17 protein-coding genes, 30 tRNA genes and 1 rRNA gene are annotated in these 21,750 nt (G+C 40.4%); 39 read left to right on the top strand and 9 right to left on the bottom strand.

Annotation, left to right across the window (positions count from 1 at the left end; genetic code table 11):
• Nucleotide 1 precedes the first annotated feature (1 nt).
• The 10 genes from OU989_RS17220 to OU989_RS17175 all read left to right on the top strand — a co-directional run bounded on the left by OU989_RS17220 (nt 2) and on the right by OU989_RS17175 (nt 940).
• Nucleotides 2-78: transfer RNA gene (locus OU989_RS17220), tRNA-Ile, on the top strand.
• Between the two features lie 15 nt (nt 79-93).
• Nucleotides 94-186: transfer RNA gene (locus OU989_RS17215), tRNA-Ser, on the top strand.
• Nucleotides 187-239: 53 nt separating this feature from the next.
• A tRNA-Met gene (locus OU989_RS17210) sits at nt 240-314 on the top strand.
• A 3-nt stretch (nt 315-317) separates the two neighbouring features.
• A tRNA-Asp gene (locus tag OU989_RS17205) sits at nt 318-393 on the top strand.
• A gap of 58 nt (nt 394-451) precedes the next feature.
• A tRNA-Phe gene (locus tag OU989_RS17200) sits at nt 452-527 on the top strand.
• 5 nt (nt 528-532) lie between these two features.
• A tRNA-Gly gene (locus tag OU989_RS17195) sits at nt 533-606 on the top strand.
• Between the two features lies 1 nt (nt 607).
• Nucleotides 608-684: transfer RNA gene (locus tag OU989_RS17190), tRNA-Ile, on the top strand.
• Nucleotides 685-688: 4 nt separating this feature from the next.
• A tRNA-Asn gene (locus tag OU989_RS17185) sits at nt 689-765 on the top strand.
• A 10-nt stretch (nt 766-775) separates the two neighbouring features.
• A tRNA-Ser gene (locus OU989_RS17180) sits at nt 776-866 on the top strand.
• Nucleotides 867-868: 2 nt separating this feature from the next.
• Nucleotides 869-940: transfer RNA gene (locus tag OU989_RS17175), tRNA-Glu, on the top strand.
• A 62-nt stretch (nt 941-1,002) separates the two neighbouring features.
• On the opposite strand, the gene OU989_RS17170 is transcribed toward OU989_RS17175, so the two are convergent.
• The 4 genes from OU989_RS17170 to nadB all read right to left on the bottom strand — a co-directional run bounded on the left by OU989_RS17170 (nt 1,003) and on the right by nadB (nt 5,121).
• Entirely contained in the window at nt 1,003-1,419 is a 417-nt protein-coding gene (locus OU989_RS17170; protein WP_274794198.1) for a VOC family protein, read from the bottom strand.
• Between the two features lie 208 nt (nt 1,420-1,627).
• Nucleotides 1,628-2,731, bottom strand: a complete 1,104-nt coding sequence (gene nadA, locus OU989_RS17165) for a quinolinate synthase NadA (RefSeq protein WP_274794197.1) — start codon at nt 2,729-2,731, stop codon at nt 1,628-1,630.
• Entirely contained in the window at nt 2,718-3,578 is an 861-nt protein-coding gene (gene nadC, locus OU989_RS17160; protein WP_274794196.1) for a carboxylating nicotinate-nucleotide diphosphorylase, read from the bottom strand. The genes nadA and nadC overlap by 14 nt, the downstream gene beginning before the upstream one ends.
• Nucleotides 3,535-5,121 (bottom strand): L-aspartate oxidase, encoded by a 1,587-nt coding sequence (gene nadB / locus OU989_RS17155; protein WP_274794195.1) that lies wholly within the window; start codon nt 5,119-5,121, stop codon nt 3,535-3,537. Before nadB ends, nadC begins: the two co-directional genes overlap by 44 nt.
• Before the next feature lie 91 nt (nt 5,122-5,212).
• Here nadB and OU989_RS17150 point away from each other — a divergent pair, with 91 nt between their 5' ends.
• The 22 genes from OU989_RS17150 (at nt 5,213) to OU989_RS17045 (ending at nt 8,548) form a co-directional block, all read left to right on the top strand.
• Nucleotides 5,213-6,307 (top strand): cysteine desulfurase family protein, encoded by a 1,095-nt coding sequence (locus OU989_RS17150; RefSeq protein ID WP_274797371.1) that lies wholly within the window; start codon nt 5,213-5,215, stop codon nt 6,305-6,307.
• A gap of 262 nt (nt 6,308-6,569) precedes the next feature.
• Nucleotides 6,570-6,685, top strand: a 5S ribosomal RNA gene (gene rrf, locus OU989_RS17145).
• 10 nt (nt 6,686-6,695) lie between these two features.
• A tRNA-Val gene (locus tag OU989_RS17140) sits at nt 6,696-6,771 on the top strand.
• Between the two features lie 3 nt (nt 6,772-6,774).
• Nucleotides 6,775-6,850: transfer RNA gene (locus OU989_RS17135), tRNA-Thr, on the top strand.
• Nucleotides 6,851-6,857: 7 nt separating this feature from the next.
• A tRNA-Lys gene (locus tag OU989_RS17130) sits at nt 6,858-6,933 on the top strand.
• Between the two features lie 17 nt (nt 6,934-6,950).
• Nucleotides 6,951-7,035 (top strand) — tRNA-Leu (locus OU989_RS17125).
• A 36-nt stretch (nt 7,036-7,071) separates the two neighbouring features.
• Nucleotides 7,072-7,146, top strand: a tRNA-Gly gene (locus tag OU989_RS17120).
• 5 nt (nt 7,147-7,151) lie between these two features.
• A tRNA-Leu gene (locus tag OU989_RS17115) sits at nt 7,152-7,240 on the top strand.
• A gap of 8 nt (nt 7,241-7,248) precedes the next feature.
• Nucleotides 7,249-7,325: transfer RNA gene (locus OU989_RS17110), tRNA-Arg, on the top strand.
• A 10-nt stretch (nt 7,326-7,335) separates the two neighbouring features.
• Nucleotides 7,336-7,412: transfer RNA gene (locus tag OU989_RS17105), tRNA-Pro, on the top strand.
• 14 nt (nt 7,413-7,426) lie between these two features.
• A tRNA-Ala gene (locus tag OU989_RS17100) sits at nt 7,427-7,502 on the top strand.
• A gap of 26 nt (nt 7,503-7,528) precedes the next feature.
• Nucleotides 7,529-7,602, top strand: a tRNA-Met gene (locus OU989_RS17095).
• Nucleotides 7,603-7,609: 7 nt separating this feature from the next.
• A tRNA-Ile gene (locus tag OU989_RS17090) sits at nt 7,610-7,686 on the top strand.
• Nucleotides 7,687-7,701: 15 nt separating this feature from the next.
• Nucleotides 7,702-7,794: transfer RNA gene (locus OU989_RS17085), tRNA-Ser, on the top strand.
• 53 nt (nt 7,795-7,847) lie between these two features.
• Nucleotides 7,848-7,922, top strand: a tRNA-Met gene (locus tag OU989_RS17080).
• 3 nt (nt 7,923-7,925) lie between these two features.
• A tRNA-Asp gene (locus OU989_RS17075) sits at nt 7,926-8,001 on the top strand.
• A gap of 58 nt (nt 8,002-8,059) precedes the next feature.
• A tRNA-Phe gene (locus OU989_RS17070) sits at nt 8,060-8,135 on the top strand.
• 5 nt (nt 8,136-8,140) lie between these two features.
• A tRNA-Gly gene (locus OU989_RS17065) sits at nt 8,141-8,214 on the top strand.
• A 1-nt stretch (nt 8,215) separates the two neighbouring features.
• Nucleotides 8,216-8,292, top strand: a tRNA-Ile gene (locus OU989_RS17060).
• Between the two features lie 4 nt (nt 8,293-8,296).
• A tRNA-Asn gene (locus OU989_RS17055) sits at nt 8,297-8,373 on the top strand.
• Between the two features lie 10 nt (nt 8,374-8,383).
• A tRNA-Ser gene (locus tag OU989_RS17050) sits at nt 8,384-8,474 on the top strand.
• Between the two features lie 2 nt (nt 8,475-8,476).
• Nucleotides 8,477-8,548 (top strand) — tRNA-Glu (locus tag OU989_RS17045).
• Nucleotides 8,549-8,680: 132 nt separating this feature from the next.
• Here OU989_RS17045 and OU989_RS17040 read toward each other — a convergent pair.
• Genes OU989_RS17040 through OU989_RS17030 form a run of 3 tightly spaced genes read right to left on the bottom strand, consistent with a single transcriptional unit; the run spans nt 8,681 to nt 11,550 of the window.
• Nucleotides 8,681-9,478, bottom strand: coding sequence for an ABC transporter ATP-binding protein (locus OU989_RS17040; RefSeq protein ID WP_274794194.1), 798 nt, complete (start codon nt 9,476-9,478; stop codon nt 8,681-8,683).
• Nucleotides 9,479-9,493: 15 nt separating this feature from the next.
• A complete protein-coding gene (locus OU989_RS17035; protein ID WP_274794193.1) occupies nt 9,494-10,549 on the bottom strand; it encodes a FecCD family ABC transporter permease in 1,056 nt (351 codons plus the stop codon).
• Nucleotides 10,546-11,550 (bottom strand): FecCD family ABC transporter permease, encoded by a 1,005-nt coding sequence (locus OU989_RS17030; RefSeq protein WP_274794192.1) that lies wholly within the window; start codon nt 11,548-11,550, stop codon nt 10,546-10,548. The genes OU989_RS17035 and OU989_RS17030 overlap by 4 nt, the downstream gene beginning before the upstream one ends.
• Nucleotides 11,551-11,688: 138 nt before the next feature.
• On the opposite strand from OU989_RS17030, the gene OU989_RS17025 reads away from it, so the two are divergent.
• A complete protein-coding gene (locus OU989_RS17025; RefSeq protein ID WP_274794191.1) occupies nt 11,689-12,684 on the top strand; it encodes an ABC transporter substrate-binding protein in 996 nt (331 codons plus the stop codon).
• A 202-nt stretch (nt 12,685-12,886) separates the two neighbouring features.
• On the opposite strand, the gene OU989_RS17020 is transcribed toward OU989_RS17025, so the two are convergent.
• On the bottom strand, nt 12,887-14,203 hold the full coding sequence (locus OU989_RS17020; protein ID WP_274794190.1) for a trypsin-like peptidase domain-containing protein: 1,317 nt from the start codon (nt 14,201-14,203) through the stop codon (nt 12,887-12,889).
• A 179-nt stretch (nt 14,204-14,382) separates the two neighbouring features.
• Here OU989_RS17020 and OU989_RS17015 point away from each other — a divergent pair, with 179 nt between their 5' ends.
• The 3 genes from OU989_RS17015 to OU989_RS17005 all read left to right on the top strand — a co-directional run bounded on the left by OU989_RS17015 (nt 14,383) and on the right by OU989_RS17005 (nt 16,641).
• A complete protein-coding gene (locus OU989_RS17015; protein ID WP_274794189.1) occupies nt 14,383-15,144 on the top strand; it encodes a MerR family transcriptional regulator in 762 nt (253 codons plus the stop codon).
• Nucleotides 15,145-15,217: 73 nt separating this feature from the next.
• Complete coding sequence (locus OU989_RS17010) at nt 15,218-15,667, top strand: TraR/DksA C4-type zinc finger protein (RefSeq protein WP_274794188.1); 450 nt, start codon at nt 15,218-15,220, stop codon at nt 15,665-15,667.
• Nucleotides 15,668-15,714: 47 nt separating this feature from the next.
• A complete protein-coding gene (locus tag OU989_RS17005; protein WP_274794187.1) occupies nt 15,715-16,641 on the top strand; it encodes a dipeptidase in 927 nt (308 codons plus the stop codon).
• A gap of 14 nt (nt 16,642-16,655) precedes the next feature.
• Here the strand turns inward: OU989_RS17005 and OU989_RS17000 are convergent, their stop codons facing one another.
• A complete protein-coding gene (locus OU989_RS17000; protein ID WP_274794186.1) occupies nt 16,656-17,576 on the bottom strand; it encodes a 1,4-dihydroxy-2-naphthoate polyprenyltransferase in 921 nt (306 codons plus the stop codon).
• Between the two features lie 248 nt (nt 17,577-17,824).
• Between OU989_RS17000 and OU989_RS16995 the strand changes: the two genes are divergently transcribed.
• From OU989_RS16995 to menH, 3 genes are read left to right on the top strand one after another with little or no spacing between them, the layout of a single operon-like run.
• On the top strand, nt 17,825-19,210 hold the full coding sequence (locus OU989_RS16995; RefSeq protein WP_274794185.1) for an isochorismate synthase: 1,386 nt from the start codon (nt 17,825-17,827) through the stop codon (nt 19,208-19,210).
• Complete coding sequence (menD, locus tag OU989_RS16990; protein WP_274794184.1) at nt 19,203-20,918, top strand: 2-succinyl-5-enolpyruvyl-6-hydroxy-3-cyclohexene-1-carboxylic-acid synthase; 1,716 nt, start codon at nt 19,203-19,205, stop codon at nt 20,916-20,918. The genes OU989_RS16995 and menD overlap by 8 nt, the downstream gene beginning before the upstream one ends.
• Complete coding sequence (menH, locus tag OU989_RS16985) at nt 20,915-21,724, top strand: 2-succinyl-6-hydroxy-2,4-cyclohexadiene-1-carboxylate synthase (RefSeq protein WP_274794183.1); 810 nt, start codon at nt 20,915-20,917, stop codon at nt 21,722-21,724. The genes menD and menH overlap by 4 nt, the downstream gene beginning before the upstream one ends.
• Nucleotides 21,725-21,750 lie beyond the last annotated feature (26 nt).

Genomic DNA, 21,750 nt, shown 5'->3' with positions numbered 1-21,750 from the left:
AGGACCTTTAGCTCAGTTGGTTAGAGCAGACGGCTCATAACCGTCCGGTCGCAGGTTCGAGTCCTGCAAGGTCCACCATTTATATAGTGTAACGGAGGTATACCCAAGTCTGGCTGAAGGGATCGGTCTTGAAAACCGACAGGCGGGTAACACCGCGCGGGGGTTCGAATCCCTCTACCTCCTCCAGTTTTAAATTTTTATAAATGGTGCTTTAAAAACTCGAAACAGAATATCATTATCGCGGGGTGGAGCAGTGGTAGCTCGTCGGGCTCATAACCCGAAGGTCGTTGGTTCAAATCCGGCCCCCGCAACCAAAAGGTCCCGTGGTGTAGCGGTTAACATGCCTGCCTGTCACGCAGGAGATCGCCGGTTCGATCCCGGTCGGGACCGCCATTATTATAATGAAAAACATGAGAAGCAAAAGAGTGAGCAAGCTTAGCATGGACGAAATGGGTCAGTAGCTCAGTTGGTAGAGCATTAGATTGAAGCTCTAAGTGTCGGCGGTTCGATTCCGTCCTGACCCACCATTTATGCGGGTGTAGTTTAATGGTAAAACCTCAGCCTTCCAAGCTGATGTCGTGGGTTCGATTCCCATCACCCGCTCCAAGGGCCTATAGCTCAGCTGGTTAGAGCGCACGCCTGATAAGCGTGAGGTCGATGGTTCGAGTCCATTTAGGCCCACCATTATTCCGAAGTAGCTCAGTTGGTAGTAGCACCTGACTGTTAATCAGGTTGTCGCAGGTTCGAGTCCTGCCTTCGGAGCCATTTTTTATTTGGGGAAGTACTCAAGAGGCTGAAGAGGCGCCCCTGCTAAGGGTGTAGGTCGGGTAACCGGCGCGAGGGTTCAAATCCCTCCTTCTCCGCCATTGGCCCGTTGGTCAAGTGGTTAAGACACCGCCCTTTCACGGCGGTAACACGGGTTCGAATCCCGTACGGGTCATACTAAAAAACAGTAACTGCATTTGCAGCTACTGTTTTTTTTATATTTAGATAGATATATAATTACTCATTATTTAGTGCGCTTTCATCCATATATACTACTTCCCAAATATGCCCATCTACATCTTGGAATCCCCAGCCGTACATAAATCCGTGATCTTGTGGTTTACTGTAAGGTTTACCACCAGAGGCTAGTGCTTTATTTACTAATTGATCTACTTGTTCTCGGTTTTCAGCGGAAAGACATAATATCGCCTCTGCAGAAGTAGCTGTATCTGCAATCTCCTTCTTTGTAAATCCTTTGAATCGTTCTTCTACCATTATTAATGCAAAGATATTTTCGCTAATAATCATTGAAGCTGTTGTTTCATCACTAAATTGTTGATTGAATTCAAAACCTAAGTCTTTAAAAAAGTTGATTGATTTGTTAAGATCTTTTACTGGTAAATTGATAAATATATTTTTCGATTGAAAAGCCATTGATTATCACCTCCAAATCGACATTATCATAGAAAATAAATCCATGTCAATTTCTACAAGTAAATGGATTTCATTTAATTCCCAACATCCTTAATGAAAAAGTATAAGTCATATCAAAAAATGAACGACGTTTTTCATAACTCCTTAACTTTACAAAAAAAGCAGAAATATTGATACAACAACATGTCTGCTTTTAAAATTCTTCTTGTTACCCCCGTACAAGCATTCTTTCAAGTGAGCTAAGTGCTTCAGCGGTAGTATGTTCATCTACTTGTATACGATTATGAGGTTGCCCCTGTTCAATACTTTCAAGACTCCATAGTAAATGTGGAAGGTCTATTCGGTTCATAGTTAGACAAGGACAAAAATTTTCATTTAGCGAAATAATATGTTTATCTGGATGTTGCTTAATGATACGATTGACAAGGTTCATTTCTGTTCCAATGGCCCATGCAGATCCGCTTGGTGCTCGATTGATTGTATCAATAATGTATTTTGTCGAGCCGGCATCATCAGCTGCTGCAACAACTTCACGACTACATTCTGGATGAACAATAATTCTCATTGTGGGATGTTCTTTGCGAATGACTTCCGTATGTTGAACTGTAAACCCCTCATGCACAGAACAATGACCCTTCCACAGAATAACCTGGATGTTTTCAAGTGATTCCTTAGTTTCGAGCATATTTTTATGAGGATTCCAAACGGCCATATTTTCAAGGGGAATACCTAAATCATAGGCGGTATTTCTCCCTAAATGTTGATCGGGTAAAAAGAAAATACGCTGTTTTTGTGTAAATGCCCATTGAACAAGCTCCCTTGCATTCGATGATGTAACACAGGCACCACCATGTCGTCCCGTAAAGGCTTTAATGGCCGCGGTTGAATTGACATAAGTTAGAGGAATAATCGTATCGCCAAAGAGCTGTTGAAGGATTGGCCATGCTTGTTCTGTTTGATAAATATTCGCCATATCAGCCATCGAACAGCCTGCACGCATATCTGGTAAATAGACATGTTGCTGTTTCATTGTCAGCATGTCTGCCGTTTCTGCCATAAAATGTACACCACAAAATACGATATGTTCAGCCTCCTTATTAGCGGCAGATAATTGAGCTAGTTGTAGAGAATCACCAGTTGCATCAGCAAATTGAATAACCTCATCTTTTTGATAATGGTGTCCTGGGATAAAAAGTTTAGAGCCTAATTTTTTCTTTATTGCTAAAATACGAGATTCCATTTCCTCTACGGATAATGTCCGATAATGCTCAGGAAGTAGTGTCGTCTGTTGTAATAAACTAGTGATGGACAAGGGAATGAGCTCCTTTCATTTGAACAAGTGCACTAATATCAAAAGCTTTGACAGAATGGGTTAATGAACCAAGTGAAATCCACTGAACACCTGACTGTGCATAAGCCTTTAAATTATCCAGTGTGATACCCCCTGAAGCTTCTGTTGCAATAGTAGGGGGGACAGAAGGAAGCCAATCTCGAATTTCTTCTGGACTGCGGTTATCAAACATAATGATATCTACTCCAGCAATGATGGCTTCATCTAGCTGTTCCTTTGTTTCAATTTCTACTTCAATTTTCACGGTATGACCGACTTTCTCTCTAGCGGTCTGAACAGCTTTTGTTATACTACCTGCAAAGGCAAGATGATTATCTTTTAACATGATGGCATCATACAGTCCATTTCGATGATTAAAAGCACCACCGACTCTCACTGCATATTTATCAAGCATACGCATGCCAGGCATTGTTTTACGAGTATCACATATTTTCGCATGCGTACCTATCGTTTCTTGGACTGCTTGGTGAGTAGCTGTTGCAATGGCAGACATACGTTGAATAAGATTTAAGATGACACGTTCGCCTATTAACAATTTTTGTAAGGGACCTTTTATCACGGCTAGTATATCGCCTGCATCTACTGTCTCTCCATCCTTTTTATGAAGATAAATTTCCATAGAACGATCTAGTAGAAGAAAGCCATGCTCAATAATGAGAGCTCCGCAAAAAATTCCTTTTTCTTTAGCATAAAACGAAAAAGATCCCTGTTGTTCGGCTGAAAAAATAAATTCACTCGATAAATCCCCATCACCTAAATCTTCATTAAAAAACTGTTTGAGCATTTCCTCGAGTTTGATGATATTCATACAATGAGTTCCTCACTTTCAATTGTCCTTGCGAAAAAATAATCCACCGGCTTGCCCATTGTGCATCCATTTCGGATTTATCTGTACGTATGTGGGCACCACGTGTTTCAGTTCTTATAATGGCCGCATGTGTCATCAGTGTTGCGACAACATGCATCATAAATAGTTCCAATTCTGCTTGCTCCATACCCTCTAGATTAGTGTGAAGAAGAGATTGTAGAGAGGGGAGTTGCTGAACAAAGTACTGTAAATCATCGATATTTCTAACGATGCCTACAAACTGCATCATACGTTGCTGTAATTGCTGTTTGCTAAATAAAGGTGGTTTTTTATCAGCATATTGAGGTTGGTCAAGTAAAAAATTTTTTTGATGACAACCTTGTTGAATAATGAAATACGCCATTTTTTGACCAAATGTAATGCCCTCCAATAGAGAATTACTTGCTAAACGGTTCGCTCCATGGACACCTGTACAAGCCACTTCACCAACTGCATATAAGTTTGGGATAGTAGTTCTACCGTTGTCATCAGCAATAACACCACCCATTAAAAAATGACTACCTGGAGCCACAGGGATTAAACCATCTTGCAAATGAACTTGATTGTCATAGCAGAGCTGAGCAATTGCTGGGAATTTTGCATCAAAGTTTTGGATGGTGGCAATATCAATAAACGTTTCCTCCCCAGCAGCACGTTTAGTAAATAGTGCGTGTGCCGTAATATGCCTAGGGGCTAAGTCACCTTGTGGATGTAAGCCTTTCATAATAGGTTTACACTGTGCATCTACAAAGGTACCGCCTGCACCTCGTACAGCTTCGGAGATTAAACCTTTTGCCTTATTTTCACACCATAGTAAACTTGGATGAAACTGCATAAATTCCATATCACTGATCGCAGCGCCTGCACGAAATGCTAAAGCAATACCATCTCCTGTATTGTTTGGATAATTGGATGTGCTTGAATAAAGTGCCCCTGCACCTCCTGTGGCTAAAATAACATGATGAGCCAAATAGCGTTTAATCCCTTTTTCGCCTTTAGTGAGTACACCTATACAATCACCATCTGTATTCAGTAAAAGCTCATAAGCCATTTCATAACAATTGACCTTTGTTTTGGGTGAAAGTTTATGAAGCAAATAATCTATGAAAATTTGACCAGTTCGATCACCACCTGCATGTAAAATACGATGATGACTATGTGCCCCCTCTAGTCCTAGAACAGGTTTTCCATCGAGGTGACGATCAATTGGGAGACCAGTTTTTAAATAGTTCTGCATAATTTTAGTGCCGTCTTCTATAAGTGTTTCCACATTTCTTTTTTCATGATGATATTCTCCAGCTTTCAATGTATCAGCAATATGATGTTTAATATGATCTTCTTTGCTTGTAACGGCTGCTATACCACCTTGTGCACGATAAGAGCTACTCATATAAACAGAAGATTTTGTAACAATTTGTATTTGAAAATGTTCTTCGAGTAGTAAAGCAGCCTGAAGTGCTGCAATACCACTGCCGATGATAAGGACGTCTGTCTTTACATCCATAGTTATACCTTCTTTACAGTTGTCTTGACACCTATCTTTACATAAAATAAAAAAGAAAACAAGACCCGATGAATTAGAGAGGAAGAATATGATGATTTATATGGATTATGCTGCAACGTCACCTATGACGAAGGAAGCTCTTGATGCCTATATAGGGGTAGCGCAGCGTTATTATGGAAACAGTTCAAGTCTTCATGATCTAGGAGGACAAGCGCATTATTTCGTACAACAGTCAAGAGAAGTTGTAGCGCAAGCTCTAGGCGTAACTAGCGATGGTATTATTTTCACTGGGAGCGGAACAGAAGGAAATATTATGGCCATCTTGTCATTAGCGCTAGCCTCTAAAAAAGGGAAGCATATTATTTCATCTCAAGCTGAGCATACGTCAGTGCACGCAGCTTTGAATACACTTGAGAAAATGGGGTATGAAGTGACAAAATTGCCGTTACAGAAGGATGGTTGTATTGATTTGCAGGAACTTCAAAAAACAATACGATTAGACACGGCTTTGATTACCATTCAACATGTTAATTCAGAGATTGGCTCCATTCAGCCTCTGAAGAAAATAATAGAGCTGGCAGGAGAATCAGGTGTTTACTGTCATATTGATTGTGTTCAGTCATTTGGAAAATTAGCTATACCAAAAGGAATAGATGCTATTACAATTTCGGCTCATAAAATAGGTGGGCCAAAGGGGTGTGGTGCGGTTTATCTAAATCCCTCCATCCGCGTGCAAGCATTAACACCAGGTGTGACACATGAAAGAGGGTTAAGAGGAGGTACATTAGATACGCCTGCAATTGTGGCCTTTGCAGCTGCAATTGAAAACTATCAATATGAATTACAACATTATGTGATGTTAAGAGGAGTTTTAAAAAGTAAACTGCCTGAAACATGCAAGCTAATAGAATGTAAGCAGCAATTACCTAATATTTGTGGTGTAATGATGGATAGAGTAGAGGGCCAATATGTTCTTTTAAAGCTGAACGAGTCGGGAATCTGTATCTCTACAGGTAGCGCATGTGATATTCATAGTGAATCTGGAACGAAGGCTATTTTATCGATGGGTTTTTCTTTGGAAGCAGCACGCCAATTTTTTAGAATCTCTTTTGGACCTTCGACAACAATTGAAGAGATTACAAGATTAACAATAGAGCTTTCAACCATTTCATTAGATAACAAGTGAGGGAAATTATAAGACCTTCACTTGTTTTATTATAGATTTTAGGCTATAAAACATATCAAGAAAAATAATTGTTTTCTTTTGAAACAACAATTGATATAATATTTTGTAGGGCAATATTTTCTCTTACTTAACAAAAATATCTTTAAAAAGTAATAATTTCTTTTTTTTATAAAAAAGTATTGCACAATGTTAAAAAACGTTATACAATAATTCTTGTCTTGAAGGACAGGTAAACAACTTCAAAACAAGATACATAAAATAGTCTAGTGATGATGGCAAAGAGGTCACACCCGTTCCCATACCGAACACGGAAGTTAAGCTCTTTAGCGCCGATGGTAGTTGGGGGCTTCCCCCTGTGAGAGTAGGACGTCGCTAGGCATAATACCCAGGAGGATTAGCTCAGCTGGGAGAGCACCTGCCTTACAAGCAGGGGGTCGGCGGTTCGAGCCCGTCATCCTCCACCATATGCCGGTTTAGCTCAGCAGGTAGAGCAACTGACTTGTAATCAGTAGGTCGTGGGTTCGATTCCTATAGCCGGCACCATTTTTTCGAGCCATTAGCTCAGTTGGTAGAGCATCTGACTTTTAATCAGAGGGTCGAAGGTTCGAGTCCTTCATGGCTCACCATTTTGAAATAATAATAAGCGGGTGTGGCGGAATTGGCAGACGCACTAGACTTAGGATCTAGCGCCGCAAGGCGTGGGGGTTCGACTCCCTTCACCCGCACCATTATTTTCATTGCCAGATAAAAAAACTTATGCACATGCGGAAGTAGTTCAGTGGTAGAACACCACCTTGCCAAGGTGGGGGTCGCGAGTTCGAACCTCGTCTTCCGCTCCAAATGTGCCGGGGTGGCGGAACTGGCAGACGCACAGGACTTAAAATCCTGCGGTAGGTGACTACCGTACCGGTTCGATTCCGGTCCTCGGCACCATTTATTATGCGCCCGTAGCTCAATTGGATAGAGCGTCTGACTACGGATCAGAAGGTTATGGGTTCGACTCCTGTCGGGCGCGCCAAAAGAACGAACGGGAAGTAGCTCAGCTTGGTAGAGCACTTGGTTTGGGACCAAGGGGTCGCAGGTTCGAATCCTGTCTTCCCGACCATTTCCTAAAATTATGGGGCCTTAGCTCAGCTGGGAGAGCGCCTGCCTTGCACGCAGGAGGTCAGCGGTTCGATCCCGCTAGGCTCCACCATAGTAAATAACCAGTATAAAGATCCTGGCGGCGTAGCTCAGCTGGCTAGAGCGTACGGTTCATACCCGTAAGGTCGGGGGTTCGATCCCCTCTGCCGCCATCTTAAAGGACCTTTAGCTCAGTTGGTTAGAGCAGACGGCTCATAACCGTCCGGTCGCAGGTTCGAGTCCTGCAAGGTCCACCATTTATATAGTGTAACGGAGGTATACCCAAGTCTGGCTGAAGGGATCGGTCTTGAAAACCGACAGGCGGGTAACACCGCGCGGGGGTTCGAATCCCTCTACCTCCTCCAGTTTTAAATTTTTATAAATGGTGCTTTAAAAACTCGAAACAGAATATCATTATCGCGGGGTGGAGCAGTGGTAGCTCGTCGGGCTCATAACCCGAAGGTCGTTGGTTCAAATCCGGCCCCCGCAACCAAAAGGTCCCGTGGTGTAGCGGTTAACATGCCTGCCTGTCACGCAGGAGATCGCCGGTTCGATCCCGGTCGGGACCGCCATTATTATAATGAAAAACATGAGAAGCAAAAGAGTGAGCAAGCTTAGCATGGACGAAATGGGTCAGTAGCTCAGTTGGTAGAGCATTAGATTGAAGCTCTAAGTGTCGGCGGTTCGATTCCGTCCTGACCCACCATTTATGCGGGTGTAGTTTAATGGTAAAACCTCAGCCTTCCAAGCTGATGTCGTGGGTTCGATTCCCATCACCCGCTCCAAGGGCCTATAGCTCAGCTGGTTAGAGCGCACGCCTGATAAGCGTGAGGTCGATGGTTCGAGTCCATTTAGGCCCACCATTATTCCGAAGTAGCTCAGTTGGTAGTAGCACCTGACTGTTAATCAGGTTGTCGCAGGTTCGAGTCCTGCCTTCGGAGCCATTTTTTATTTGGGGAAGTACTCAAGAGGCTGAAGAGGCGCCCCTGCTAAGGGTGTAGGTCGGGTAACCGGCGCGAGGGTTCAAATCCCTCCTTCTCCGCCATTGGCCCGTTGGTCAAGTGGTTAAGACACCGCCCTTTCACGGCGGTAACACGGGTTCGAATCCCGTACGGGTCATACTAAGTGCAGTAGATGAAATTCATCTACTGCACTTTTTAATTTTAGTCATAGATTTATAATATAGCTACCATAAATTAAAGCCTACACAGGATAGTTTAATCTGTGTAGGCTTTTAATTTTACTAAGAAGCTATGAAATTCTACGTCCTTTTCCATATGGAATGCATAGAGGTGTACCAAATATTGGATCTGTCGTCATTTGGCAATCAAGGTCAAACACATGACTAACTAAATCAGTTGTCATAATTTCTTCTGGTTTACCTTGACGATAGACACCACGATCACGGACAGTAATAATATGATCGGCATAGCGACATGCGAGATTAATATCATGTAATACCATAATAATCGTTCGCTTTTGCTGTTGGTTTAACTCGTACAATAAATCTAAAACTTCTATCTGATGAGTTAAATCTAAGTATGTCGTAGGCTCGTCCAAAAGAATAATATCGGTATCTTGAGCAAGCGTCATAGCAATCCAAGCACGTTGACGTTGTCCTCCTGATAGCTCATCCACTGGTCTATCTTGTAAATGCTCTGTGCCTGTTGCTCTTAAGGCATTTAATACGATTTCTTCATCCTTTTCCGTCCACTGTTGACGCCAGCTTTGGTAAGGATAGCGACCTTGCTTCACAAGCTGTAGGACAGTTAGGCCTTCTGGTGCAACAGGGGATTGGGGAAGAATCGAAAGATTTCTAGCCACCTGCTTTGTTGATAATTTAAAAATATCCTCTCCATCTAATAGAACGGAACCTTTTTTAGGTTTTAATAATCGAGCGATGGAGCGTAGGAGTGTGGATTTACCACAGCCATTCGCTCCAATTAATACAGTAATTTCATTCAAAGGGATAGATAAATTGAGATCTTCTATAATATTGGAATCACCATAACTTAATGTAAGGGATTTGGTTAATAACGATTCAGTCATGTAGTATAGACTCCTTTATTTATTAGGATTTCTAAATAGTAAATAGATAAAATAGGGAGCACCAATGGCAGCGGTAAAGACACCAGCGGGTACTTCTAACGGGCTAAAAGCAGTACGACCAATAATATCTGCTATCATCACAAGCAATGCTCCGATTGCTGCAGATGCTGGAATAAGTACACCGAATGATGAACCAACAATGCGTCGTGCAATATGAGGTGCCATTAATCCTACAAACCCAATGGCGCCAGCAAATGCTATAGCACTCGCTACTAGACTGGAACATAATAGGATTAAGTAAAGGCGTGTTTTTTGAACAGATTGCCCTAGGCTTGACGCTGTATCATCACCTAGTTCTTGAACATTTAACTGTCGTGTAATAAAGAATGTAATAAGTAGTAGAACGATGATCAATGGTACAACGATTTGTACTTGATCCCAATCTGCACTTTTGACACTACCCGTAATCCATTTATTCGCTTCACTTGCTTGATAAATTGGCCCGATAATCATTAACATGGTAGTAATAGCTTGCATAAAAGCTGACACGCTAATACCGATTAAGACAAGACGATTTGGTGTGACACCATCTTTCCAAGCAAATAGATAGACAATACATCCGACAACAGTAGCTCCTATAAAGCCTGCTAATGGTAACCATTCTATACTAACTGTTAAAGAGTGATTAGAATCACTGAAAATAGCTAAGAATCCAACAACTGCTGCACCACCACCAGCTGATATCCCGATAATATCAGGTGAGGCAAGTGGATTTTTTACGATTCCTTGTAAAATGGCACCTGCTACGGCTAACGCCATTCCAGCAAAGGCAGCAATGAAAATCCGAGGCATTCGGAAATCAATAATGATTAGCTGATCAAAATCTGACCCGTAACCAAGAAAAGCTTGTAAAACCTTTAATGGATTGATGAAAGAATCACCAAATGATGCACTAAAAAAGAAAACAGCAACTGCTAGTAGACTAATCACCATTAATTTTTTTGCAGCTTGTACATCTAATAAAAAAGAAAATTTTTGTTGAAGTAAACGAATTGTTTTTACATGTTTCATTTATTTTTTCCACCTTTTCGCGCAAGGTAAATAAAGAATGGTGTGCCAATCATAGCCGTCATAACTCCTACTGGAACTTCTTGGGGCATAATAATATAACGAGCCGCAACATCAGCCAGCAATAAAAGTATCCCTCCAAGTAACGCAGCCATAGGAATAAGCCATCGATGATCAGTGCCGACAAACTTTCGCGCAAAATGGGGAACGACAATGCCAATAAAACCAATGGGACCAGCAATCGCAACAGCGCCACCTGCTAAAAAAATAACGATAAGTCCTACTAAGATTTTCATCAGCCCTAATCGTAATCCTAATCCTCTTGCTACATCATCTCCAAGAGCAAGAATATTCATTTTGGAAGAAATAATGAGTGCTGCTATCCATCCGATTACTAAATAAGGAAGAACAGAAAGTAGAATTTCAAGTTTTCTACCTTGTACAGAGCCAGCTAACCAAAACAATACTTGATCGAGTTCAGCTTCATTAGTAGCGAGTAAACCTTGTGTAAATGAAGCAAAAAGTGCACTAATGGCAGCCCCTGCTAAAGTGATTTTCACGGGAGTAACAGCATCCCTACCTGAAAAACTAATCGCATAAACGGATAAAGCAGCGATTGCTGCACCTAGAAATGCGATCCATGCAAAAGATTGCAAGCTGGAAATATGGAAAAAAATCATGGCAAAGACAACAGCAAAGCCTGCACCTGCATTGATACCCAAGATTCCTGGAGAGGCTAATGGATTTTTTGTTAAGGTTTGCATAAGCACGCCTGTAATAGCTAACGAAGCACCAACACAGCTGGCTATAAGTGCTCTTGGAATACGAACATTTTGAATAATAATATGCTCATTTGAATTGTTAAATTGTATAAAAGATTCATAGGTCGTTTGAATAGAAGTATTCGCATAACCGTAAACAATACTAATCCCCATACAAAGAAGTAAGAGAACAACCCCTACTAGTAAAGCCATTATCTTGGAATAATTATTTTTTAATATCATATTGAACTATACTCTTTTCTAAAAAATTACTAAATTAATGATTGACATTAATAGATACATACAATACGATTAATATCGATCTTAGATGAAAGTGATTTTCATTCTCGTCTAATATGCCTAAACATTTTATCATATACAATGGAGGAAGAAAAGGTGCAAAAAGCATTTCAAAAACTATTAGTTTTGCTAGCTGTTATGGCTATTTTTGTGCTAGCAGCATGTGGCGATTCTAAAGATACTACCAAAGATGAGAAATCAAAAGAAAGCAATGCATACAGTGTCGAACATGCAATGGGTACAACTGAAGTAAAAGATACACCAAAGCGTATCGTTGTTTTAACAAATGAAGGAACAGAAGCATTATTAGCACTAGGAATTAAACCAGTAGGTGCAGTACAATCTTGGACAGGCGATCCATGGTATGATCACATTAAGGATCAAATGGACGGTGTGGAAGTTGTCGGTATCGAACATGAAATTAATATCGAAAAAATCGCTTCTTTAAAGCCAGACTTAATCATCGGTAATAAATTACGACAAGAAAAAGATTATGCGAAGCTTAGCAAAATTGCGCCAACTGTGTTTTCAGACACATTACGTGGTGATTGGAAAGAGAACTTTAAATTATACGCAAAAGCAGTAAATCAAGAAACAAAGGGACAAGAGGTGCTAAAAGCCTACGAAGATAAGTTACTAGCGCTGAAAGAAAAGCTTGGAGAACAAACAAACCAAGAAGTTTCATTTGTACGCTTTATGGCAGATAAATCTCGTATCTATTACACAGATTCATTCTCAGGCGTTATTTTTGATGCTTTAGGATTTAAACGTGTGCCAGCACAAGCAGATTTATTTAAAGATAATGCAAAATTAGGTAACTTAGCGATTGAAGTAGGAAAAGAAGCAATTCCTCAAATGGATGGGGATGTTATTTTCTACTTCACGTACATGCCAACAGGTGATGATTCAGCATTATCAACTGAACAGGAGTGGACACAAGATCCACTTTGGAAAAACCTAACGGCTGTTCAAAAAGGCAATGCACATAAAGTAGATGATGTTATTTGGAATACTGCTGGAGGCATTTTAGCAGCCAACATTATGCTAGATCAAGTGGAAGAAATTTTTGTTAAATAATTAATCATTAAACTATACATTCATCGGCATTAGATGAATGTATAGTTTTTTTATTTCTTATAAAAAATGATAGACGAAGAAGTTGATCATGAAGGGAAAATTTGAGGTAGTAAGTGCAAGAAAAAGTGTCTAACCTTTGAGACACTTTAAAAGCATTCCGATTGATTGTTTTTTTCCTTGTTTTCGAATGACAAAGAAATTATTAGTGAATGGTAATGTGAGAAATTTTAAAAGCACCGTAATCATCTGTTATAACTGTATAGGTTTTATAGCGATCATAGAATTGGTAATTCCCTTGTGCATCATAAAAATCAAATGTTTCATTCATATCCACGAAATATTGACCATTTGAATATTGTACATCTAGCACTTCATTATTAGTAAAATAGAAGTAATGTCCTTGATAGGCAATTTCATTAATATATTTCTCTAGTTCTTGATAAGCTGAACTGTCAGGTGCAAGCATATCAATAATCCAATAAAAATCACCTTCATTCAGTGCCATCTCGTAATAGAGACGGAATGCTTGCACGAATTGCCCTGCTAGCAAAGCATCTGTTTCGTTAGTGGATTTTGTTTCAATAGTGGATTGTTGACTATTTTCATAAACATTCGCAACAGCACGAACCTCATTTGCAGAAAGTGGTTTAGCAACCCATCCTTCAAATTGGTCAAGCATACTGTAAAGAGGGATGGAGAAAGCAAAGTTAGTACTTGTTTCAGTTGTGTAAAGTAGAGAATTAATCCCTATGACATTGCCTGTATTGACATCAACCAATGGGCCACCGCTACTCCCCTTATCAATTTGTGCATCTACCTGATAAATTTGCTTATAAATAAAGTTTTCAAGCTTCATGTCCCGTTTATTGCCTGTTATATAGCCAATAGATGCTGAATTTTCAAAGCCTTGTGGACTACCAAATGCAATAACCTCTAAGCCAATAGGTGATTCGGTTGTTTCAATTCCCAACGGTTGTGTGTCTTGATAGCTAGGTGCATGAATTAAAGCAATGTCGTAGCGGTCTGATATACCGATAACCGTTCCTGGTGATTCTTGACCATTGGCATTACGAAGCGTGACATCCACTTCTCCTTGAACAACATGTGCATTTGTAATAACATAACCACCCTTTTTATACAGGAAGCCAGAACCTTGACTATTGTTACTGAGGACCGTGAATACCTTTTGTTGAATTTCCTTTATTAGGGTGACACGATCAACCTGCTGTGCATGAGCTTCTTGTTTTTTTGTGAGTTCTTCAGAGGAAACTTGCTGTGTATTTACCTGTTGCTTATCATTTACTTCTGAGTAAGTAGTAGTTTGATTCTTTTTATCAGTGAAAAAGTCCCAATATGCATAGCCTAGTCCACCGATGGCAAGAAAGCAGACCGATAATACGATAATTGCCCATGTTGGGATACCTTGTTTTAATAATGATGAATTCATAAGTTTACTGCCACAATCAGAGCAAAATTTGCTGTCTGAAAGATTCTCATGCTGACAATTTGGACACTTCATCCTATCACGCTCCTGTGAAATATTTACTATTCATATCGGCAAGTAAAAATTGCTTTATAGGTATTTATGGAATTATATGAACTGAAAGGATGAATATGGTTTAGAAAATTTATTTTCATTTTGCTATTGACCTTAACGTTGCGTCAAAGTTTACAGTAGCATTAGTGGGAGGTGACAACATGGAATATACAATTCAAGAGCTAGCCCAAATGTCGGGAGTTAGTACGAGAACATTACGCTATTATGATGAAATTGGGCTGCTGAAGCCAGCTAGAACCAATGAGGCAGGCTATCGATTTTATGGCCAATATGAAATTGATATGCTACAGCAGATTTTATTTTATCGTGCATTGGATATGAAGCTAGCAACGATTCAGGCCATTATTCAGGCGCCTAACTTTCAACATGCCGAGGCGCTAAAAACACATAGAGCTGCTTTGCTTCAACGCAAGGAGCAGCTTGAAACCATCTTGCAGACAGTAGAAAAAACAATACAATCCATTGAGGAGGAACGACCAATGTCAAATGAAGAAAAATTTAAAGGTTTTAAAGAAAAGTTAATCGAGGATAATGAAAAGCAATATGGCCAAGAAATTCGCGCCAAATATGGAGATGAAACAGTGGATGCTTCGAATGCTAAGCTGATGAATATGACAGAACAACAATATCAAGCAATGCAGCAGTTAGAGCAGCAAATGTTTGAGCGTTTAGCAGAAGCAATGGAGCTTGGTGATGCTACAAGTGACTTGGCGATGGAAGTAGCTGAGTTGCATAAACGCTGGCTGAGCTTTACGTGGAAGGAATATTCAACAGAGGCACATGCTGGGCTAGCTCAAATGTATATCTCGGATGAACGTTTTACTGCTTACTATGACGAGCGAAGTGCGACGGGAGCAGCACAATTTTTACATGATGCGATTATAGCTTATACGAGGAAATAAAAGCATCCTTATTGCTGACATGTTTTAGAAATCGTAAATGAGGAAAATATGAAGGCATGAGGAGGGGATTTTTATGGATCAACAAGTTATGCAAAAATTTAAAAGACAACTAGAGCAAGAATTACAAACAATAGAACAACGAATAAAGGAATCGGAGCGACCACAAGCGACAGAGCTATCGAATTATGATAATCATCCAGCTGATAATGCTAGTGATTTAACGGATCAACTTACAGAAATGGCTATTGATGAACATCGCGGTGATAATGCAGAGGAAATAAAAGAAGCCCTTCAAGCAATGGCTGACGGCACATACGGCAAATGTGCGGTATGTGGTAAAGAGCTTCCAATTGGTCGTTTAGAGGCAATGCCGCAAGCTCTGACCTGTGTGGAGCATGCGGAAAAGAAAGAAGACAATTTACGACCAGTGGAAGAAGATATTCTTTCTTCAACGCCAAAGTCAGATGATTTTATTGAGCTTGAGGAATTTGGCTCTTCCGATACGCCACAGGATAAAATTTAGTCTGTTTTTCCTCATGGAAGCAGTATAATAACTGTAGAGGTGAGGATATGAAGATTATTGATTTACATTGTGATGCGCTTTTAAAGTTAACTACTCTTGAATCGGCAAATTTTGCTGAGGATGTGCGTTTACATGCCAATCAAAAAAGATTGCAATTAGGGCAAGTAGAGGCTCAAGTGTTCGCCGTTTTTATAGACCCGCAAATTCCACAAAATCTTCAATTTCTTGAGGTCATGCGTCAAATCGAAGTATTTCATACCCATGTATTACAAACAGAGGGCATGGTGCATATTGCAGATTGGGCACAGTTAGACCATTTAGCTCCACATGAAATAGGAGCTATATTAAGTTTAGAGGGCTGTAGTGCAATTGGAGAAGATCTAGCAAAGCTGACAGCAGTACTCGATGCGGGCGTAAAATTAGTCGGCTTAACATGGAATGAAGAGAATGCTGTTGCACATGGAGCTGAGCAGGATGCAAGTCTTGGTTTGAAGCCATTTGGTAAAGAGGTCATACAATTACTAAATAAACGGGATATTATTATTGATGTCTCCCATTTAAATGAACAAAGCTTTTGGGATGTGTTGCCATTAGCGAAGCATATTATTGCAAGTCATAGTAATGCTCGTGCACTCTGTGACCACCCACGTAATTTAACAGATGCACAGGCAAAGGCACTTGTAGAACATGGGGGACATATCCATGTTGTTTATTTTCCACTCTTCATTAATCGAGATGCAACACTAGATCATCTAGTCGATCATGTGGAGCATTTAGCAAAGCTAGTTGGTGTAGAGCATATAGGGCTAGGCTCAGATTTTGATGGTATTGATCGGACTGTCAATGGCTTAGCACATGCAGGAGAAGCGCAAAATTTATTAGAGGCATTACGAGCACGTTTTTCAGACGAGGAAGTGCATGGTATTGCAAGTCAAAATTTCAGACGTTATGTAAAAAAAGCAGCAACCCGTTAAGGCTGCCGCATCTTTTAATAAAAGAAATAATGAATTAATAAACCGATTCCTAATAGGAAGCCGAAGAAAGTATTGGTTTGCGCTGTATATTTCATCGCAGGCATCACTTCTTTGGCTTCTTTTTTGTCTCGGAAAATTTGAATGGCACGTAATGGTTTCGGAATGCTCAGGAAGATAATTAATGCCCAAAAAGTAATGCCATCAACTGCTACAAGGGCAATGACCCATAAATACGAGACGATAAAAAAGCCAGATAACACAGAAATGGCATTATCACGTCCTACTAAAATAGCTAAAGTTTTTCTTCCACCTTCTGTATCACCCACAATATCACGGATATTATTGGATAACATAATGGCTCCGACTAAAATCATACTTGGTACAGACAGCAACGCAGCATCGAGTGTCACTGTAAGCGTTTGAATATAGAAGGCAATTAACACAATTCCCATGCCCATTACTGCTCCAGAGACAATCTCTCCAAATGGGGAATAGGCTATTGGGTATGGTCCTCCTGTATATAAGAAACCAATAAGCATACAAACAAGGCCTACAGCTGCTAACCACCAAGATGTTGAGGCACATATGTAAATGCCAAGAAGCATGGCAATAGCATAAAAGCTTAGTGCAATCATCATAATTGTTTTTGGCTGTACTCCATGACGGACGATGGTTCCGCCAATCCCAACAGAATGCTCGTTATCTAATCCTAATTTGTAATCGTAATATTCATTGAACATATTCGTTGCTGCTTGGATAAGCATACTTGCAATGAGCATAGCAAAAAATAGTCCAAAATCAATTGTTTCTTGTTCAATTGCTAGAGCAATTGCTGTTCCTAGGAATACTGGAACGAATGAAGCGGTTAAAGTATGTGGACGCGTTAAATGCCACCAAACTTTAAAACCCCTATCAGCTTCAATGACTTTGGTCATAAGGTCTTTCTCTCCTTCAAATGTTGTCGACTCTTTCTATTTTAAACGAAGATTGAGAAAATGGGTAGGTTCACAGCTTATTACATACTGTTAAATGAAAAAAAGTGATACAATAGAACATGCATTTATGAACTGAAAATAAAAATAGGGTATTAGCAACAGTAAGAATGACACTGTTGCCAACCAAAAAATGATGTGTTTGATTCATCATTTTAATTATGTACATTGCAACAACGGAGGTAATTTTCATGCAACAGAAGTGGTACCAAGCCACAGAAGTAGAAGTGGACTATTTGGGCCAAAGCCTTCATTTTTATATGGAAACAATTGAAGTAAGTCGCTTATCTCCACTTGCATTTTATGCGGCAGGTGAGGAGCGTTATAAAGGTGAACGATTTTATTGGCAAAATAGAGAAAAAACAATGACATTAGTAGGGCTGGGACATGCCCATACCATTCAAAACAATGCAAAAAATGAGCGTTTTGATGCTGTAGAAGCGGAGTGGAAGAACTTAACGAAAAACTGTCAAAAGGGACAAAGCGAGCTACAGCCCATTTTATTTGGTGGTTTTACATTTGATCCACAAAATAATGTCGATGGGGAATGGACGGATTTCCCAGAGGCTTATTTTGCACTAGCAACGTTTCAACTTGTAATCCGTGATGATAAAGCTTACGTAAGTATTCATCTTTTAACACAAGATCAGCAGGCGGAGAGTAAGCTAGAAGCTCTAAGGAAAGAGCGAGATCATTTAATTCACGCAGCGCAGGTTAAAGAAGTGAAAACGTATACAAAACCTGAAATTACAAGTTATTTTGAGCCATATAAGGAGCCCTATTTAGCCTCAATCGACCAAGTGACAGCATTAATTAAGCAGAAGAAGGCAGATAAGGTGGTTATTGCTCGCTCACTTGCCTTGCAATTTAAAGAATCTGTATCTGCACCTCAAGTGCTTTCTCAAATAATTCATGAGCAGCCAGAAAGCTATCTATTTGGTTTAGAGCATAAGGATCTATTATTTTTTGGAGCCTCGCCTGAACGCCTTGTTAAGGTAGAAGAAGGCCGTGCGTTTTCGTCTTGTGTTGCTGGCTCAATTAAACGAGGAAAAACAGCAGAAGAAGATGAAGCGTATGGACAAAGTTTACTAAATGACCCAAAAAACGGTGGAGAACATCAATATGTTGTGGATATGATTGCGGACACATTCCGCAAAAATTGTGTGAACATGACGGTACCTGACAAACCTCGCCTATTAAAAATACGAGACATCCAACATCTATATACACCTGTAGAAGGTCAGTTAAATGAGGATGCTACAATCTTACAGCTTACAAAATCTTTACATCCCACACCCGCTTTAGGGGGAGTACCACGTAAAGAAGCGTTGGCAGCCATCCGTAAATATGAGCCTATGAATCGTGGTTTGTATGCAGCACCAATTGGTTGGTTAGACGCAGAGGGTAATGGCGAATTTGCAGTCGCGATCCGCTCGGCTGCATTACTAGGCGATAAAGCTTATTTATATGCAGGCGGAGGGATTGTAGCAGATTCAGAACCACAATCTGAATATGAAGAAACATTAGTAAAATTCCGTCCAATGCTTCGCGCGCTAGGGGGACAATTACATGAGTGAACGGAAAATATTAACAGATTATGTTTATCAAATGGTCGCATCGCTAGTACAAGCGGGTGTTGAAAATGTGGTAGTCAGTCCAGGATCACGTTCAACACCACTTGCCTATGCTGTTGCATCTACAAATCAAGTAAAAATGTATCGTCAAGTAGATGAGCGCTCGGCTGCATTCTTTGCGTTAGGTCTAGCGAAGGCCACAGCTAAGCCTGTTGTTCTATTATGTACATCAGGTACAGCTGCAGCAAACTATTTTCCTGCAATTGTGGAGGCAAGCTATGCACGTGTTCCACTGATTGTCATAACAGCTGACCGTCCTCATGAATTACGAGAGGTCGGCGCACCACAGGCCATCAATCAGCCTAATTTATATGGTTCCCATGTAAAATGGAGTGTTGATTTTCCGTTAGCAGATGGTGCTGATCCAACATTACCTTTTATTGAGCGTCATCTTGCCCGTGCTGTAGCTATTGCAACGAGTGCGCCTTTTGGTCCAGTACATATCAATGTACCTTTCCGAGAGCCTTTATTAATTGATTTTCGAAGTGAACTACCAACAGCGACGTTCAAGCACAGCAGTATGGGACAGCTAATCCCAACAACTGCCGATCAACAGGAGCTCTCCTCTATTTTACAATCGACGAAGAGAGGCTTTGTTATTATAGGTGAGCTAGCTCTTGGCACGGATTTAGCCATCGTTTGGGAGTTTGTGCGTCAGCTAAAATGGCCAGTAATTGTTGAGAGTTTATCGAATATGCGGGCATCCGTACCAGAGGATTGCTTACCATATATTGTGACTACCTACGATGCCATTATGAAAAGTGATGACTTCAAAGCACTGGTGCAACCAGATACAGTTATACGCTTAGGGGCACAGCCTGTCTCGAAGTTTATCATGCAATTCATCACAAAATCACAGCCAAATGCCTATGTGATTATTGATGAAGACCCAATGTTTAGAGATGCTACGGGCGTTTCCACGCATTTTATTCATGCCAATATCGATCAGTGGCTGACTCAACTAGCTATTACGAAAACTGCTATTGAGGAGACTTACCTAGCTGAATGGCAAAAAGCGAATCAGCTTGCTTCTATGCATATCGAGCAATATTCAGAAGTAGAAAAAGATGAGGGAGCCATGGTCAGTCGTTTACTGAAAATGATTCCTGATGGTAGTGATATTTTCGTTAGCAGCAGTATGCCAGTGCGTGATATCGATACATTTTTACTAGCTACACCGAAGGATCTGCGTATTTTTGCAAATCGTGGTACAAATGGGATTGATGGCGTAGTGTCAACGGCAATGGGCTTCAGTCAAGGAAATGGCCGAGAAACCTTCTTACTAATTGGTGATTTAGCCTTTTTACATGATATCAATGGTCTCATTGCTTCAAGATATCAGCAATGTAACTTAACGATCCTTGTCATGAATAATGATGGTGGCGGTATTTTTTCTTATTTACCACAGTCAACAGTGGAAGCTCATTATGAGGACTTATTTGGCACACCAACTGCCCTTGAATTCCGTGATATTGCCAATATGTATGATATGGATTATATCCGTGTAGAAACGATTGCCGAGCTTTCCGAGAAATTTTCTACAAGCAAAAAACGTCCTTTACGTTTGATTGAAATATTTACTGATCGAACAGAGAATGTCACTGCCCATCGTGAGCTATGGAAACGTATTAATACGGAGTTAAAAGCATGACAAATTTAATGATTCGTGGTCTTGAAACGCATATTGAGATATGGAATCAAAATGGGATCCATACACTCGTTGCATTACATGGATTTACGGGAAGCACGGCTACATGGCACAATCTAGCACAGGCCCTACCCAATGTACGCGTCATTGCCATTGATTTAATTGGACATGGACAAACGGCTATTCCACAGCACTGTCAACGTTTCTCCATGGAGGAACAATTACAAGATTTAGAAGAAATATTTTGCCAGCTTCATCTAGAGAACTTTACACTGTTAGGATACTCAATGGGTGGTAGAATTGCTCTATCATATGCCCTGGCTTATCCAGATCGTATTCATCAGCTTATTTTAGAAAGCGCCTCTCCAGGCTTACGTACAGAAGAAGAGCGTAAGGAGCGTTGTGAGCTAGATGAAGCACTGGCACAAAAAATTCTAACAAATGGTTTGGAATCGTTTGTGAATGCATGGGAGAACATACCGCTTTTTAGTACACAGCATCGTCTACCGCAAAGTGTAAGACAGGTCATTCGAGCAGAAAGACTTTCACAGAAGAAAGAGGGACTAGCGGGCAGCTTGAGAGGTATTGGTACAGGAGCTCAACCTTCAAATTGGGATAGATTGGCGCAGTTAGCAGTCCCTGTATTGCTAATTACCGGTTCAATGGATGGGAAATTCTGTGAAATTGCACTAGAAATGAAAGCGCTATTAAATACTGTTAGCCATATGACGGTAAATGACGCTGGACATGCAATTCATGTGGAAAATCCCGCTGAGTTTGCTACAATAGTAGAGGAGTATTTAACGTAATCTAATATTACGTTAGCGCCTCGCTA

The organism is Lysinibacillus irui, assembly GCF_028877475.1.
GTDB classification, from domain to species: Bacteria; Bacillota; Bacilli; order Bacillales_A; family Planococcaceae; genus Lysinibacillus; species Lysinibacillus irui.
The sequence above is the reverse complement of the archived record's forward strand: the minus strand, read 5'-3'. Positions and strand labels throughout refer to the sequence as shown.

Coding starts and splice junctions, on each gene's coding strand:
- OU989_RS17170 (WP_274794198.1), bottom strand. CDS start 1,419: ATGGCTTTTCAATCGAAAAATATATTTATCAATTTACCAGTAAAAGAT.
- nadC (WP_274794196.1), bottom strand. CDS start 3,578: ATGAATATCATCAAACTCGAGGAAATGCTCAAACAGTTTTTTAATGAA.
- nadB (WP_274794195.1), bottom strand. CDS start 5,121: ATGGATGTAAAGACAGACGTCCTTATCATCGGCAGTGGTATTGCAGCA.
- OU989_RS17150 (WP_274797371.1), top strand. CDS start 5,213: ATGATTTATATGGATTATGCTGCAACGTCACCTATGACGAAGGAAGCT.
- OU989_RS17040 (WP_274794194.1), bottom strand. CDS start 9,478: ATGACTGAATCGTTATTAACCAAATCCCTTACATTAAGTTATGGTGAT.
- OU989_RS17035 (WP_274794193.1), bottom strand. CDS start 10,549: ATGAAACATGTAAAAACAATTCGTTTACTTCAACAAAAATTTTCTTTT.
- OU989_RS17030 (WP_274794192.1), bottom strand. CDS start 11,550: ATGATATTAAAAAATAATTATTCCAAGATAATGGCTTTACTAGTAGGG.
- OU989_RS17025 (WP_274794191.1), top strand. CDS start 11,689: ATGGAGGAAGAAAAGGTGCAAAAAGCATTTCAAAAACTATTAGTTTTG.
- OU989_RS17020 (WP_274794190.1), bottom strand. CDS start 14,203: ATGAAGTGTCCAAATTGTCAGCATGAGAATCTTTCAGACAGCAAATTT.
- OU989_RS17015 (WP_274794189.1), top strand. CDS start 14,383: ATGGAATATACAATTCAAGAGCTAGCCCAAATGTCGGGAGTTAGTACG.
- OU989_RS17010 (WP_274794188.1), top strand. CDS start 15,218: ATGGATCAACAAGTTATGCAAAAATTTAAAAGACAACTAGAGCAAGAA.
- OU989_RS17005 (WP_274794187.1), top strand. CDS start 15,715: ATGAAGATTATTGATTTACATTGTGATGCGCTTTTAAAGTTAACTACT.
- OU989_RS17000 (WP_274794186.1), bottom strand. CDS start 17,576: ATGACCAAAGTCATTGAAGCTGATAGGGGTTTTAAAGTTTGGTGGCAT.
- OU989_RS16995 (WP_274794185.1), top strand. CDS start 17,825: ATGCAACAGAAGTGGTACCAAGCCACAGAAGTAGAAGTGGACTATTTG.
- menD (WP_274794184.1), top strand. CDS start 19,203: ATGAGTGAACGGAAAATATTAACAGATTATGTTTATCAAATGGTCGCA.
- menH (WP_274794183.1), top strand. CDS start 20,915: ATGACAAATTTAATGATTCGTGGTCTTGAAACGCATATTGAGATATGG.